The organism is Erythrobacter sp. HL-111, assembly GCF_900105095.1.
In the GTDB taxonomy this organism is placed as follows: domain Bacteria; phylum Pseudomonadota; class Alphaproteobacteria; order Sphingomonadales; family Sphingomonadaceae; genus Erythrobacter.
Map to the genome: position 1 here is coordinate 387,573 of NZ_LT629743.1, position 13,631 is coordinate 401,203.

Sequence of the window (13,631 nt, forward strand, 5' to 3'; positions counted from 1 at the left end):
CAGCTTCCCGCCGCGTGATCCGGTCGAGCCTCCGGCCCCGCCTCAGCCCGCCCGCAATTCCTTCGCCAGCAGGCGGAAATCCGCCTCGCGCGGGGAATTCTTGCGCCACACGAGCGCGATCTCGCGCTTCGCGCCGTCTCCCTCGACCGGCCGTGCAACCACTTCGGTCCCGGCCAGGATGCCCGCCTTTATCGCCATTTCAGGGAGCAGGGTAAGGCCGAGGTCATTGTCGACCATCTGGACGAGCGTGTGCAGGCTGGTCCCGATCATGCTCGCGCTCGCCCGCAGTTCCGAGCGGTTGCACGCGGCGAGCGCGTGTTCGCGCAGGCAGTGGCCGTCCTCTAGCAGCAGGAGGCGCCCGCCCTGGATCGCGGGCTCGATCATCTCTGGCGGCACCTCGCGCGGGGGATCGCGCGGGTCGTCCTTGGGAAAGGCGACGTAGAGCCGGTCGTCGGCGATGTGCTCGACCTCGACCTCGCCGGTGTCGAAGGGCAGCGCGAGCAGCACGCAGTCCGACCGCCCGTGCTGGAGGCTGAGCAGCGCATCGTGGCTGGTTTCCTCGCGCAGCATCAGCTTGAGTTCGGGGCGCTCGGCGCGCAGGCGAGGGAGCAGGCGCGGGAGGATGAAGGGGGCGATCGTCGGGATGACGCTCATGCGGAGCTGGCCCGAAAGCGGCTTGCCCGCGGCCTGGACGAGGTCGGACAATTCCTCCGCCTCGCGCAGCAGCCGGTTCGCCTTCGCCACCACCTGTTCGCCCAGGGCGGTGAAGCGCACCACCCGGCGCGAGCGTTCGACCAGCGTCACCCCGAGGAGCGATTCGAGCTCTCGCACCCCCGCCGACAGGGTCGACTGGGAGACGAAGACGCTGTCCGCCGCGCGCCCGAAATGGCCGTGTTTGTGCAGCGCGACGAGATATTGCAGCTGCTTGATCGTCGGCAGGTAGGTGCTCATGGCCCCATCCTGCGGGTGCGGGTGCGGGTGCGGGTGCGGGTGCGGGTGCGGTTGCCGGTGCGGGTGCGGGGGCGCGCGCTCATTCCGCCGCCAGCCGGTCTTCCATGGCGGTGCGCATCTCGTCGATATGGGTCATCTTGAGCTTGCCCTTCTCGACCGCGAAGGCGAGCTTGCCCTCGACGAGGTCGAGCGCGTCGCGTCCGAACACCTCGTAGCGCCAGCCCTTGAGCACGCCGAGATCGCGCACCCCGGCGGCCAATGCCTCCATCTCCTCCGCCCGGGTGAGCAGGCGCGCGGCGACGTCGATCTCGCGCGCGCGGATCTTCAGGAGGAGCTTCAGCAGGTCCGCCACCAGCGCGCCTTCCCTGCCCAGCGGTGCGCCGCGCTTGATCTTGTCGGGCATTTCCTCCTTGGGCAGGGGCTCGGCCTCGGCGATCACCTTCATCATGCGCTTGCCGATGTCGTTGTCCTTCCACGCGGCGGAAAGCCCGCGCACCTTGGCGAGATCGGCCTGCTTCTTCGGGGGATGGCTGGCGATGTCGGCGAGCGTCTCGTCGCGCATGATCCGGCCGCGCGGGATGTTCTTGTGCTGCGCCTCGCCCTCGCGCCAGGCGGCGAGCGCCTTGAGGCGGCCGAGCACCTGCGGATTGCGCCCGGGCGAGCGGATGCGCTTCCACGCGCTATCGGGATCGACCAGGTAGTTCGAGGGATCGGAGAGCTTTTCCATCTCCGCGTCGAGCCACACGCCGCGCTCGGTCTTGATGAGCTTTTTCAGGATCCTGGGAAAGATCTTCGACAGGTGCGTCACGTCCCCGATCGCGTATTCGATCTGCCGGTCGGTCAGCGGGCGGCGCGACCAGTCGGTGAAGCGCGCGCCCTTGTCGATCTGGATGTTGAGCCAGGTCTCGACCAGGTTGGCATAGCCGATCTGTTCCGACTGGCTGATCGCCATCATCGCCACCTGCGTGTCGAAGATCGGGTGCGGGGTCTTGCCGGTCAGGTTGACGATGATCTCGACGTCCTGCCCGCCCGCGTGAAATACCTTCAGCACGTCCTCGTTGTCGCACATCAGGTCGAGCAGGGGCGAAAGGTCGATGCCGTCCGCCAGCGGGTCGATCGCGGCGGCTTCTTCGGTGTTGGCGATCTGCACCAGGCACAGCTCGGGCCAGTAGGTGTTCTCGCGCATGAATTCGGTGTCGACCGCGACGAATTCGCTTTTCGCCAGCCGCTCGCACAGCTCGGCGAGGGCTTCGGTCGTGGTGATGAGGTCGTGTATCTTCATGTCGCCCATATTGTTGGTGGGCGGAGTGCCGCCCTCGGGCCGTTGCCGGTCCCTGGTGGAGAGGTTCCGCGCGACTTGACAAAGAGCCGGGCTTCGCCTGTTAGCGCGCGCATGTCCGCTTTGGGCCTTCGCGAAGCCCCGCGCCGGATGCTGGCCGCGCCCTTAGCGCCTTACTCTCGAACAGGACAAGAGTTTAGATGCACGCTTACCGCACCCACACCTGCGCTCAGCTTTCGGCCCAAGATGTCGGCGAGACGGTCCGCCTGTCGGGCTGGGTGCACCGCAAGCGCGACCACGGCGGCGTGCTGTTCGTGGACCTGCGCGACCATTACGGCATCACCCAGATCGTTGCCGACGGGGATTCGGCCGCCCTGCCGGTGCTCGAACGCCTGCGCGCCGAATCGGTCGTGACGATCGACGGCGAGGTCAAGGCCCGGACGCCCGCGACGGTGAACGCGAACCTGCCGACCGGCGAAATCGAGGTCTTCGCGCGCTCCATCACGGTCCAGAGCGCGGCCGAGGAACTGCCGCTGCCCGTGTTCGAGGAGCCCGACTACCCCGAGGAAATCCGGCTGCGCTACCGCTTCCTCGACCTTCGCCGCGAGACCATGCACCGCAACATCATGCTGCGTTCGAAGGTCATCGCTAGCCTGCGCCGCCGGATGACCGAACAGGGCTTCACCGAATTCCAGACTCCGATCCTCACCGCGTCCAGCCCCGAAGGCGCGCGCGACTTCCTCGTGCCCTCGCGGATGCATCCGGGCCGGTTCTACGCGCTCCCGCAGGCGCCGCAGATGTTCAAGCAGCTGCTGATGGTGTCGGGCTTCGACCGCTATTTCCAGATCGCGCCGTGCTTCCGCGACGAGGATCTGCGCGCCGATCGCAGCCTCGAATTCTACCAGCTCGATTTCGAGATGAGCTTCGTCACGCAGGAGGACGTGTTCCAGGCCTTGGAGCCGGTGCTGGCCGGGACGTTCGAGGAATTCGCGGACGGCAAGGCGGTGACCCCGGCAGGCGAGTTTCCGCGCATCCCCTATGCCGAGGCGATGCTGAAATACGGCACCGACAAGCCGGACCTCAGGAACCCGCTCCTCATCTCCGACGTGACCGGGCATTTCGAGCAGTCGGGCTTCGGCCTGTTCGAGAAGATCGTGGGCTCGGGCGGCGTCGTGCGCGTCGTGCCCGCGCCGGGGACGGCGGACAGGAGCCGCAAGTTCTTCGACGACATGAACAACTGGGCGCGCTCGGAAGGCTATGCCGGGCTCGGCTACGTGACCCGCAAGGGCGGGGAATTCGGCGGCCCGATCGCCAAGAACCACGGGGCCGAGCGGATGGAGGAGCTCTACGCCGAGATCGGGCTCGGGCCGGATGACGGGCTGTTCTTCGCCGCCGGCAAGGAAGCCGAGGCGGCAAAGCTGGCAGGGGCCGCCCGCACGCAGGTGGGCGAACAACTGGGCCTCGTCGAACGGGACTGCTTCAGGTTCTGCTGGATCGTCGACTTTCCCATGTTCGAATGGGACGAGGACTCGAAGAAAATCGATTTCAGCCACAACCCCTTCTCGATGCCGCAGGGCGAGATGGAGGCGCTGGAGACGCAGGACCCGCTCGCCATCAAGGCGTGGCAATACGACATCGTGTGCAACGGCTACGAGCTGTCCTCGGGCGCGATCCGGAACCACAAGCCCGAGATCATGTACAAGGCCTTCGAGATCGCGGGCTACAGCCGGGAGGATGTGGACGCGAACTTCGCCGGCATGATCGAGGCGTTCAAGCTCGGCGCGCCGCCGCACGGGGGCTCCGCGCCGGGGATCGACCGGATCGTGATGCTGCTCGCCGGGGAGGAAGCGATCCGCGAGGTCATCGCCTTCCCGATGAACCAGAGGGGCGAGGACCTGATGATGGGCGCCCCGGGCCACGCCGAACCCAGGCAGCTGCGTGAACTTTCGATCCGCGTCGTCGAGCCGCCGAAGAAGCCGGGAACGCCGACCGAGGGCTGAACGCGAAAGGAAAGGGGCACCCGGTGGTCTGGCCGAATGCCCCTTGAAGGTGGTTCGCTTTATCGTTCTGTTTGTTTCGGGACGGTCGGCCGTGCCTCTTTCAGGCCTTGGCCCCGCTGCGTCTTCGTCTCGTTCGGCGCGCTCAGCCGTAGTGCCGCTCGAGCACGTGGCTGAAGCTTTCGCCTTCGCGCACCTCGCGCGCGGCCTGCTCGATCGTCCGCCGCGTCGAAGGGTCGAGGCTTTCGTCCGAAAGCGCCTTGTCGTAGCGGCGGCACAGCTCGGTCTCGGCCTTCTCGACCCGGCGCGCCGCCGCTTCGTCGCCGTCCTGGAAAGCGTCGCCGATCGCGTGGAAGATGTCCGCCGCCTGGGCCGGGGCGCTGGCATCGTCGACGCGCGTGCCGCCGCGTTCGGCAAGCGCCTCGTTCAGCAGGTTGACCGTCCGGACGCGTTCGGAAATGCGCCGTTCGAGCGTCTGCTGCAGCGCGTCGCTATGCGCGGACTCGCGCGCCCGGCGATAGGCGGCAAGGGTGTCGTAGGTGTCCTGGGTCAGGCTCTGCAATATGCGTGTATCCGCCATCGGGCTCCTCGAAGAACGCGGTTTGCGGCAGGTATTTTCCCGCCTTATCGGTGGCTTAACGGGATCCCGCGCGACTCTTTCCCGGACGCGGGGCAGGCTGGCCGACGGGCGCGGCAAAGCGTGCCGGCGAGGGCGCGCGGGCGGTCCCCGGGCGGCGGGCCGATCACCACTTGCGCTCCCCCGCGGCGTTGACTAGGGCCGCAGGTGAATTCCTTGCACAACCCCAGGACAAGAGGGACACACATGAGCGATACTGCCGACCGCGTGCAGAAGATTGTCGTCGAGCATCTCGGCGTCGAGGCCGACAAGGTCACCCAGGACGCGAGCTTCATCGACGATCTCGGCGCCGACAGCCTCGACATCGTCGAACTGGTCATGGCCTTCGAAGAGGAATTCGGCGTCGAAATCCCCGACGACGCGGCGGAGAAGATCTCGACCGTGGGCGATGCGACCAAGTATATCGAGGAACACAAGGGCTGATCCATCGGAGCTGGTCCATGAGGGTTGATCCGGGGGGCCAGCGCCCCCGGGACGACGTGCGCGGGGAAAGGTCCATCGCGCACAACCGACAGACAGGCCCGGGCCCCCTTCGGCGGGCTGCGGGCCTGTAGCTTTTGAGCCCCGCAGCGGGGCAGCGCGCGCGACCCGATGGCTCGCTGCGCGGGAGACGAAAGGGAGTGTAATGCGCCGTGTGGTTGTAACCGGGCTGGGTCTCGTCACCCCGCTGGGCGGGGACGTCGAGACGAGCTGGCGGAACCTGATCGCGGGCGAAAGCGGGGCGGGGCCGATCACCCGCTTCGACGCCTCGGACCAGAAATGCACCATCGCCTGCGAGGTCAAGCCCAGGGACCACGAATGGGGCTTCGATCCGGACAGGCGCGTGGACCCCAAGATCCAGCGCCAGGTCGATCCCTTCATCGTCTATGGCATCGACGCTGCCGGGCAGGCGCTCGAGGATGCGGGCCTGACCGACCTCTCCGACGCGGAAAAGGAGCGCGTGGGCTGTTCGATCGGCGCCGGGATCGGCGGCCTTCCGGGAATCGAGCTGGAAAGCGTCAACCTCCACGAACGCGGGCCGGGGCGGGTTTCCCCGCACTTCGTCCACGGGCGCCTCATCAACCTCGTTACCGGGCAGGTCCAGATCAAGTACGGCTTCATGGGGCCGAACCACGCGGTCGTCACGGCCTGTTCGACCGGCGCGCATTCGATCGGCGATGCCGCGCGCATGATCGCGATGGACGATGCCGACGTGATGCTGGCGGGCGGTGCCGAAGGCACGATCAACCCGCTCGGAATCGCCGGCTTCGCGCAGGCGCGCGCCCTCAACACCAGCTTCAACGACCGCCCGAAGGAGGCGAGCCGCCCCTATGACAAGGCGCGCGAAGGCTTCGTCATGGGCGAGGGCGCAGGCATTGTCGTACTCGAGGAATACGAGCGGGCGAAGGCGCGCGGCGCCAAGATCTACGGCGAGGTCACGGGCTATGGCCTGTCGGGCGACGCCTATCACGTCACCGCCCCCCACCCGGAAGGCAGGGGCGCCGAGCTCGCCATGCGGATGGCGCTGAAGAAGGCCGGCCTCGGCCCGGGCGATATCGATTACGTCAACGCCCACGGCACCAGCACCATGGCCGACACGATCGAACTCGCCGCGGTCAAGCGCGTGCTGGGCGAGGACCTGTCGGGCGCCTCGATGAGCTCGACCAAGAGCGCGATCGGGCATCTCCTCGGCGGCGCGGGCGCGGTCGAATCGGTGTTCTGCCTCCTCGCCATGCGCGATGGCGTGGTGCCCCCCACGCTCAACCTCGTCGATCCGGACGTTGGCACCGAAGGCATCGACCTCGTCCCGCTCAAGGCGAAGGAGCGCGAGGTGCGCGCAGTGCTCAACAACTCCTTCGGTTTCGGCGGGACGAATGCCTCGCTGATCATGCAGAAGGTCGATTGAGCGGTTGGGCCGCAAGGGCCTCCTCGTCCTATTCGCCCTGATCGCGCTTTTCGCCGGCGGCGCGTGGTTCGCCGCCGCGCAGCTGGGCGAGGCGACCGTCGAGGAAGACACCGCCTTCATCATCCCCTCGGGCTCATCCGTCGCGGCCGTGGCGGAAAAGCTCGAGGCGGAGGGGCTCGTATCCTCTGCCGACGGTTTCCTGCTCAATGCGCGCCTGTTCGGCTCCTCCGACCCGATCCGGGCCGGCGAGTTCCGCCTGACCGCGGGCATGAACCAGTCGGAAATCCTCGCCCGGTTCCAATCCGGCGACGTCATCCGCCGCTTCGTCACCGTGCCCGAAGGGATGCCCTCGATCATGGTGTGGGAGCGGCTGATGGCCGAGGACATGCTGACCGGAGAGATCGAGGTGCCGCCCGAAGGCTCGATCCTGCCCGACACCTATTCCTTCGAACGAGGGGAGAGCCGGGCCGAACTGGTCGAGCGGATGCAGGCGGCGATGGACCGTTACCTCGCCGAAGCCTGGGCGAAACGCGCGCCCGATATCGCGGTCGTCACCATGCGCGACGCGTTGATCCTCGCCTCGATCGTCGAGAAGGAGACCGGCAAGCCCTCCGAACGGCGCATGGTCGCGGGCCTCTATTCGAACCGGGTGAAGGCGGGGATGCTGCTGCAGGCGGACCCCACGATCATCTACCCGATCACGCAGGGCAAGCCGCTGGGCCGCCGCATCCGCCAGTCCGAGATCGCGGCGGTCAACGACTACAACACCTACACCCGCGTCGGCCTTCCCGCCGGGCCGATCACCAATCCGGGGCGCGAAAGCATCGCGGCGGTGCTGGACCCGGCCGACACGAGCGCGCTGTTCATGGTGGCGGACGGCACCGGCGGCCACGTCTTCGCCGACACGCTGGAAGAGCACAACGCCAACGTCGCCGAATGGTATGCGCTCAGGCGGGAACGGGGGGAGATGTGACAAGCGTGAGTCCCTGCGAAGGCCGGGACTCGCACCTGAAGCGCGCAGCGTGCTAACCATCCCCCGATGTCCCGCCCCTTCATCGTCACCGCCGCCCTTCCGCCCGACCTCCAGGGCTGGGCCGATGGCCTGCGCCGCGCGCATTTCCCTCCGGAGCGCAACCACCTCCACGCTCATGTTACCTTGTTCCACGCCTTCGCGCCCTCGCTGCTTGACGAGCTCAAGGACTTCCTCCCCGACATCGCCCGCGAATTCGCCCCGCCGCAGGGCCGCATCACCGGTCTGATGGATCTGGGCAAGGGCACCGCGATCGCGCTCGAAAGCGAGGAACTCCTGTCCTTGCGCGCCCTCGTCGCCGAACATTTCCACGGCAGCCTGACCGACCAGGACCTGCACGAGCCGCGTCCGCACATCACCATCCAGAACAAGGTGACGAAAGAGGAGGCCCGCGCGCTGCAGGCGAGCCTCGCGCCCGAAATCGAACCGCGCGCCTTCGCCTTTCCCGCGCTCGAACTGCACCGCTACGAGGGCGGCCCGTGGAGCCACGTCAAGCGCATGGCCTTCCGCGGGCAGGAGCGGGCCTGAAGCGTCCGCCCGCCCGCCCCCAAGAGGTGCTTGACCGGGGAGGGACCCCGCCCTAAATGCGCCGCTCGCCCGGCCAAGCCGCCGGCGCGAATCCCCATTGGGGCGGAGTAGCTCAGGTGGTTAGAGCAGCGGAATCATAATCCGCGTGTCGGGGGTTCGAGTCCCTCCTCCGCTACCAGTTTTCAATCACTTAGCGATGATGCGTTTGGGCGGTTTACACTCGGCTGTAAACCGTGCCGCATTTTGTTGCGTCCGGCTCTTGGATCAGGGGCGCGCAAATGAGCATCACCCTGTTCTCCGAAGTCTATCAAATGTCCATCGGATCGCCGACTGACAAGGCCGTGCTACTGGCGCTTGCAGACGCCGCAAACGACCAGCTAGACGGCATGACGTGGATACCCATTTCTTCCCGTGACCGGGAAAAGGGCGTGAAGGGGCGAAAGCTCGACCTCATCACCAAAACTGAGCTTTCGGAACGGGCTATTCGCAATGCCCTTCGAAGGCTTGAGGAAGCGGGCCACATTTCTCGAAAGGAAGACCCCGGCAAGGGCGTGTATTACTGGGTCCACCCTGTATCATCACTTGAGATGGAAACCCCGGCACCACGTGCCTCCCGGCACGAGATGCCCCCGGCACCAAAAACGGAAACCCCGGCACCACGTGCCGCCGACCCCGGCACCACGTGCCCCCAAACCCTTAATAACCCAAATAACCCTTACCCCGCGCGCGAAGCTGGCGATGAATATTGGCGCTTGCCCTTGGAGCGGAAAGCAGCCGAGGCAGCATCGCGCAAGGCCAAGCTGAAGCGCCAGGAACCGCCCCCGGCTCTCCCCGCCTCTGCCGCGCGCAGCGATCCCAAGCTGCGCGTGCCGGTTGCAGCGAAAGCGCGAGAGGATGAGCGGTCTCTCACCATGCACGCCGCGCTGAAGGCCAGCATCGGAGAAGAGGCTTGGCGGGATTGTTTTGCGTGTGCCGCAATGGTTTTCGATGAACCGGGGGCCACGGTGATCATCGCAGACCCTTGCCGACGCCAGATGCTCGAAGAACGGTTCGGAAACGCGCTGCTAGGCGCGGCAAGGCGGGCTTTCGGGCCGAATGTGCGCTGGGTGCGCGTGAGGGTGGAGACCAATGGCGCACTGGCCCTATAACACCGCCGCTTGGCAGCGCCTTCGCCGGTTGAAGCTGGCAACGCAGCCTCTTTGCGAGGGGTGCGCCGAGATCGGCATAACTGCCGTGGCAAACACGGTCGATCACGTCACCCCGATCAGCGAGGGCGGGGAAGCCTTCCCGGAGCTTCACGGGCTGGCCAGCTATTGCCCTTCCTGCCACTCGGCAAAGACGGCGCGCGGAACCGAGGCCGGGGCGGTCAAGACGGCAAAGCCTCGCAAGGGGTGCGATGCGGATGGCAGGCCCCTTGATGCCTGGCACCCGTGGGGCGCATCGGGGCACAAGGCCAACCTACCCACACTGGCGCGGCCTGCTGATCTACGCCCCTGCCTTTCGCCGCTCACCATCCTGTTCGGGCCACCGGGTGCGGGCAAGTCCACCTATGCCCGAGGGGCCATGCAGGGGCATGACAAGCTCATCGACCTTGACGACATCATGGCCAAGCTAGCGCGCACGCCCACACATCACGCGCCCGACACGTTCTTGCCGCGCGCCCTCGCCATGCGCAACGCCGAGCTGGCACGTCTCGCCAACGTGCGCGTGGATCATCGAACCTTCCTTATCATCGCTGCGCCGACTGCGCACGAACGCGACTGGTGGAGGGCACACCTGAAGCCCGATGATCATCTGCTGATCATGCCCGAACGCGGCACGTGCGTTGCTCGGCTGCGCAAGGATGAGACGCGCGGCGAGAGGAAGGGCGAACACATCCGCGCGTGCTACCGCTGGTTTGCTCGCTTCACTGAAAGCATTGACGACAAAATCGCTCAGGGCTTTCAGGTCAGGACCGGCGCGGGTCCACAAAATATAGTTAGTTCATCCAAGCCGGGGCCGCGCCCCGGCGGGGATTGAACCCGTGGGCGCGCGCGGTCCTGGCGCTGCTCGGCAGCTCGCAGCATCGCGCGGGGCGCGTCCCGGCGCACCCGTGCCGCTGTTCGATGGCTGGGAACCCACACCCTGGTCAGCGCCCCAGCCATGGGAAGCCGATGGCCTCACCCGTCCACAGCGCGTCATCGCATTCATCGAAAGCCTGCCGATCACGAAGGGCTTTGGCGCTGGCGAGCGCATCAAGCTCGATCCGTTCCAGGTCGAATGGATCGAAGGCATTTACCGGGATGACGAATACGGCGACCGCGCCGTGCGAACCGGGCTGCTGTCCGTGGCGCGCGGGAACGGCAAGACAGTTTTATGCGCCGCTCTTTGCCTCGCTCACCTGGTCGGGCCGGAATGCGAGCCGCGCGGCGAATGCTATTCGGCGGGCGCTACGCGGGACCAGTCCGCCCTGGTCTATGCCGAGATGGAAGCGATCATTCTGGCAACGCCGTGGATGGCCGCGCGGCTCAATTTGCAGCGGTTCCACAAGAAAATCGAGGACAGCGTGACTGGCTCGATCTACCGGGCGCTTGCCAGCGACGGCGGGTCCACCCATGGCCTCGCAACGTCTTTCGTGGTGTGTGATGAGCTGGCGCAATGGAAAAAGCGCGAGCTGTTCGACGTGCTGCGCACCTCGCTGGGCAAGCGGCGCAACCCGCTGATGCTGGTGATCGGCACGCAATCCCCGCGCGCCGAGAACGTCATGAGCGAGATGGTCGATTACGCCGGCCGCATCGCCTCGGGCGAAATCATGGACCCCTCGTTTCACGGCGCGGTCTATGCCGTGCCCGAGGATGCAGACCCGTTCGATCCTGCCAATTGGCCCCTCGCCAACCCGGCGCTGGGCAAATTCCGATCCGAGCGAGAGCTTGCCGAGGAAGCCGCGCGCGCGCAGCGGATGCCGACATTCGAACCGGCCTTCAGGAACCTCTACCTAAACCAGCGGGTGGACGCCGAACCGAAAGCCATCAATCCGGCGGAATGGGAGGCCTGCGGCGCGCCGGTTGACCCGGCGGCGCTGGCAGGGCGGCCATGCTATGCGGGACTGGACCTATCGAGCACGCGCGATCTATCGGCGCTGGTGCTCTATTTTCCCGAGGACGGGGGCGCGGTTGTGCCCTTCGCGTGGTGCCCGAAAGAGAACCTTGCCGAGCGCGAGGAAGTTGACCGGGTGCCCTATCGCACCTGGGCGAAGGCGGGGCATATCGAGCCGACGCCGGGGCGTGCGATCGACAAGCGGTATATCGCGGCGGCGCTGGGCAGGATCGCAGCCACCTATGACGTGCGCGGCGTGGCCTTCGACCGCTACGCCTTTCAGGACTTGCAGGTGATCCTGAACGCCGAGGGTGTAAGCCTTCCCCTGGTCGAATGGGGGCAGGGCTTCAAGAGCATGGGACCGGCAACCGATGCGTTCGAAACGGCGATGCTGAACGGGAACCTGCGGCACGGGATGCACCCGCTCTTGCGCTGGTGCGCGGGCAACGTGGTCTATGAAATGGACCCAGCGGGGGCGCGCAAGCCGAGCAAGAACCGCTCGATTGACCGCATTGACCCGCTTGTGGCGCTGATCATGGCTTGCGGGCTGGCAGCGCGCGACGAAGGCGAAAAGGTGTATCAGGGCGGCGGGATATTCTGGGTTTAGGCGTAGCGTCCAAAGACCGCCTTGCCCTCAGGTGTAATTTGATAGCCGTCAACGTCGTATGTCGAGCAATAGGCCTCAACAATCCAGTTTTTCGCCAGCATAGCCTCAAAGGTCTTCGGGCCGATCCGCGCGAAGTGGGCCGCGCTTTCAATGGTTCCTAAGCATAGTTCGCGCAGAACCTTCATTTCCCTGTTGTTCGGCCTCATCATGACAGGTGCCCTTTCAGAATGGAACGGATAGCCTCGGGCCGGGTCGGGCGCGGTTCCGGCTGCGCTGCAATCCACCGATCTAGCGCCGCCAGATCGTCCGGGGGCAAGCGGACATTCACCGGGGTTGCCCCGACTTTCGGCCTTCCCGGCCCCGCATTTCTAGCGCCAGTATTTGACATTGCCTGTTTCTGGTGCCAGAAAATGCGAGCCGAGGCAAGGTTGCCCCCTTCCCCCGGCTCTTGTCACCAACGCCTTTCATGGAGGCACCGATGAACGACAATGCCCTAGCTGCGCCCAATAGCTTCCACAATTCCGCAAGCAGGCCCTTCAGGACAGACCTTGTGGAGATGCCGGAGAGCTGGGCCGATGCCGTCGCCAAGGTCGCGGCGCTCGATGCCGAATGGGAAGCACTCGACCTTGATGACGAGGAAGAAAGCGCCCGCGTTTCCGACTTGCATGATCACACGATGCTGGCGTTTCTGCGGATGCCCGCGCCCGACGCCGAGGGCTTGATTTACAAGCTGCGCGCCTTGCATTCTGATGGCCGCATCGAGTGCGAGGACGAGACGCTCGACCAGATTTGCCGGGAGATTGCGGCGCTGGGCTAGAGCCTGCCACGCGGCATTCCCCGAAAATTTAATATTCAGCGTATTGACGCTATACTCACGTGAGTGCAAAAGGGGCCTCATGGACGAAACAATCATCGCCTTCGACCTTGATGAGCCGCAATTCACGCAGCGTGAGACGTCGCAGATCAGCGGCGCGCCCATGGGGACCATCAATAACTGGCTTGACCGGGAGTATCTGTCCCTCGGCACAAGCCCTGATCGCAGGCTGCGCGCGCGCCGCATGTTCTCGGGCCGGGACATTATCTTTGTGCGGGCGATGTTCTACTGCACAAGCCGTTTCGGCCTGCCGCCTGCCCATGCTGCTGGCATGGCGCACCGGATCGCCGCGGACAGCTCGATGCGCCTGCCCGACAACGACCAAGGCGAACAGATGTCCACCTGGTATCTGCTGTTTCGGGTATTGGACCCGTCCGGCAACGTGTCCGATGAATGGGGCTGCGATCATGTCGCCTTCTGCAAGGCGACCGGGCGTTTCTTCGACTTCAACGACGCATCGCGCCAGCCCGTCAATCCGGTCGAGATTGCAGGCGGCTTTCTTGCGATCCCCTCTTCAATCATCGCGCAGCACACGATTGCCGAGTGCGCTGACTTGCTCTCGCAGGCCTTGGGCAATCCCCCCGGCGTGATGACCCGCAACCTTCCCCCCATGAGGTTGTGAATGACAGTTTCCGGCCCCGGAAAGCGTGAGAACCGGCCCTATACGTTCTCACACCGCCGTCCGGGCGGGGCAGGCGCGCCACTCCGCGCCGAGGCACCCGGACGGCACCCAACCGCCAACGCTGCGAAGCAGTGGGCATTCTGCGC

General features: G+C 65.9%; 14 protein-coding genes and 1 tRNA gene. 11 read left to right on the forward strand and 4 right to left on the reverse strand.

The window, feature by feature from the left end; genetic code table 11:
- Positions 1–42: 42 nt before the first annotated feature.
- Both BLU08_RS01875 and rnd read right to left on the reverse strand, forming a co-directional pair.
- Complete coding sequence (locus BLU08_RS01875) at positions 43–951, reverse strand: hydrogen peroxide-inducible genes activator (RefSeq protein WP_090194531.1); 909 nt, start codon at positions 949–951, stop codon at positions 43–45.
- Positions 952–1,030: 79 nt separating this feature from the next.
- Positions 1,031–2,233 carry a ribonuclease D gene (gene rnd / locus BLU08_RS01880; RefSeq protein WP_090200880.1) on the reverse strand — a complete coding sequence of 401 codons (1,203 nt, stop codon included), beginning with the start codon at positions 2,231–2,233 and terminating at the stop codon, positions 1,031–1,033.
- Between the two features lie 197 nt (positions 2,234–2,430).
- On the opposite strand from rnd, the gene aspS reads away from it, so the two are divergent.
- The gene (gene aspS, locus BLU08_RS01885; RefSeq protein WP_090194533.1) at positions 2,431–4,230 is read left to right on the forward strand and encodes an aspartate--tRNA ligase; all 1,800 of its coding nucleotides are present in this window, start codon (positions 2,431–2,433) and stop codon (positions 4,228–4,230) included.
- A gap of 142 nt (positions 4,231–4,372) precedes the next feature.
- Here aspS and BLU08_RS01890 read toward each other — a convergent pair whose 3' ends face one another.
- Positions 4,373–4,807, reverse strand: a complete 435-nt coding sequence (locus BLU08_RS01890; RefSeq protein ID WP_090194535.1) for a DUF2383 domain-containing protein — start codon at positions 4,805–4,807, stop codon at positions 4,373–4,375.
- Positions 4,808–5,050: 243 nt separating this feature from the next.
- Here BLU08_RS01890 and BLU08_RS01895 point away from each other — a divergent pair, with 243 nt between their 5' ends.
- The 8 genes from BLU08_RS01895 to BLU08_RS01925 all read left to right on the forward strand — a co-directional run bounded on the left by BLU08_RS01895 (position 5,051) and on the right by BLU08_RS01925 (position 11,989).
- Positions 5,051–5,287, forward strand: coding sequence for an acyl carrier protein (locus BLU08_RS01895; RefSeq protein ID WP_010412439.1), 237 nt, complete (start codon positions 5,051–5,053; stop codon positions 5,285–5,287).
- Positions 5,288–5,489: 202 nt separating this feature from the next.
- Entirely contained in the window at positions 5,490–6,749 is a 1,260-nt protein-coding gene (fabF, locus tag BLU08_RS01900; protein WP_090194538.1) for a beta-ketoacyl-ACP synthase II, read from the forward strand.
- Positions 6,750–6,753: 4 nt separating this feature from the next.
- Entirely contained in the window at positions 6,754–7,722 is a 969-nt protein-coding gene (gene mltG, locus BLU08_RS01905) for an endolytic transglycosylase MltG (RefSeq protein ID WP_090194540.1), read from the forward strand.
- A 66-nt stretch (positions 7,723–7,788) separates the two neighbouring features.
- Positions 7,789–8,307 carry a 2'-5' RNA ligase family protein gene (locus BLU08_RS01910; RefSeq protein WP_090194542.1) on the forward strand — a complete coding sequence of 173 codons (519 nt, stop codon included), beginning with the start codon at positions 7,789–7,791 and terminating at the stop codon, positions 8,305–8,307.
- A gap of 101 nt (positions 8,308–8,408) precedes the next feature.
- Positions 8,409–8,485: transfer RNA gene (locus BLU08_RS01915), tRNA-Met, on the forward strand.
- Positions 8,486–8,585: 100 nt separating this feature from the next.
- Positions 8,586–9,455, forward strand: a complete 870-nt coding sequence (locus BLU08_RS15060; RefSeq protein ID WP_157674425.1) for a hypothetical protein — start codon at positions 8,586–8,588, stop codon at positions 9,453–9,455.
- Complete coding sequence (locus BLU08_RS01920) at positions 9,436–10,326, forward strand: HNH endonuclease (protein WP_090194545.1); 891 nt, start codon at positions 9,436–9,438, stop codon at positions 10,324–10,326. The genes BLU08_RS15060 and BLU08_RS01920 overlap by 20 nt, the downstream gene beginning before the upstream one ends.
- 73 nt (positions 10,327–10,399) lie before the next feature.
- Positions 10,400–11,989 (forward strand): terminase large subunit, encoded by a 1,590-nt coding sequence (locus BLU08_RS01925; RefSeq protein ID WP_233996047.1) that lies wholly within the window; start codon positions 10,400–10,402, stop codon positions 11,987–11,989.
- Here BLU08_RS01925 and BLU08_RS01930 read toward each other — a convergent pair.
- A complete protein-coding gene (locus BLU08_RS01930) occupies positions 11,986–12,198 on the reverse strand; it encodes a hypothetical protein (protein ID WP_090194550.1) in 213 nt (70 codons plus the stop codon). The two genes, BLU08_RS01925 and BLU08_RS01930, sit on opposite strands and share 4 nt — an antisense overlap.
- A gap of 269 nt (positions 12,199–12,467) precedes the next feature.
- On the opposite strand from BLU08_RS01930, the gene BLU08_RS01935 reads away from it, so the two are divergent.
- The gene (locus BLU08_RS01935; RefSeq protein ID WP_157674426.1) at positions 12,468–12,806 is read left to right on the forward strand and encodes a hypothetical protein; all 339 of its coding nucleotides are present in this window, start codon (positions 12,468–12,470) and stop codon (positions 12,804–12,806) included.
- A 79-nt stretch (positions 12,807–12,885) separates the two neighbouring features.
- Positions 12,886–13,485, forward strand: coding sequence for a hypothetical protein (locus BLU08_RS01940; RefSeq protein ID WP_090194555.1), 600 nt, complete (start codon positions 12,886–12,888; stop codon positions 13,483–13,485).
- The last annotated feature ends 146 nt before the right edge of the window (positions 13,486–13,631 follow it).

Excerpts from the sequence above, each read along its gene's own strand:
- BLU08_RS01935 (WP_157674426.1), top strand. The coding sequence starts at position 12,468 with ATGAACGACAATGCCCTAGCTGCGCCCAATAGCTTCCACAATTCCGCA.
- rnd (WP_090200880.1), bottom strand. The coding sequence starts at position 2,233 with ATGAAGATACACGACCTCATCACCACGACCGAAGCCCTCGCCGAGCTG.
- BLU08_RS01910 (WP_090194542.1), top strand. The coding sequence starts at position 7,789 with ATGTCCCGCCCCTTCATCGTCACCGCCGCCCTTCCGCCCGACCTCCAG.
- BLU08_RS01940 (WP_090194555.1), top strand. The coding sequence starts at position 12,886 with ATGGACGAAACAATCATCGCCTTCGACCTTGATGAGCCGCAATTCACG.
- BLU08_RS01920 (WP_090194545.1), top strand. The coding sequence starts at position 9,436 with ATGGCGCACTGGCCCTATAACACCGCCGCTTGGCAGCGCCTTCGCCGG.
- BLU08_RS01895 (WP_010412439.1), top strand. The coding sequence starts at position 5,051 with ATGAGCGATACTGCCGACCGCGTGCAGAAGATTGTCGTCGAGCATCTC.
- aspS (WP_090194533.1), top strand. The coding sequence starts at position 2,431 with ATGCACGCTTACCGCACCCACACCTGCGCTCAGCTTTCGGCCCAAGAT.
- BLU08_RS01875 (WP_090194531.1), bottom strand. The coding sequence starts at position 951 with ATGAGCACCTACCTGCCGACGATCAAGCAGCTGCAATATCTCGTCGCG.
- BLU08_RS01890 (WP_090194535.1), bottom strand. The coding sequence starts at position 4,807 with ATGGCGGATACACGCATATTGCAGAGCCTGACCCAGGACACCTACGAC.
- BLU08_RS15060 (WP_157674425.1), top strand. The coding sequence starts at position 8,586 with ATGAGCATCACCCTGTTCTCCGAAGTCTATCAAATGTCCATCGGATCG.
- fabF (WP_090194538.1), top strand. The coding sequence starts at position 5,490 with ATGCGCCGTGTGGTTGTAACCGGGCTGGGTCTCGTCACCCCGCTGGGC.
- BLU08_RS01930 (WP_090194550.1), bottom strand. The coding sequence starts at position 12,198 with ATGATGAGGCCGAACAACAGGGAAATGAAGGTTCTGCGCGAACTATGC.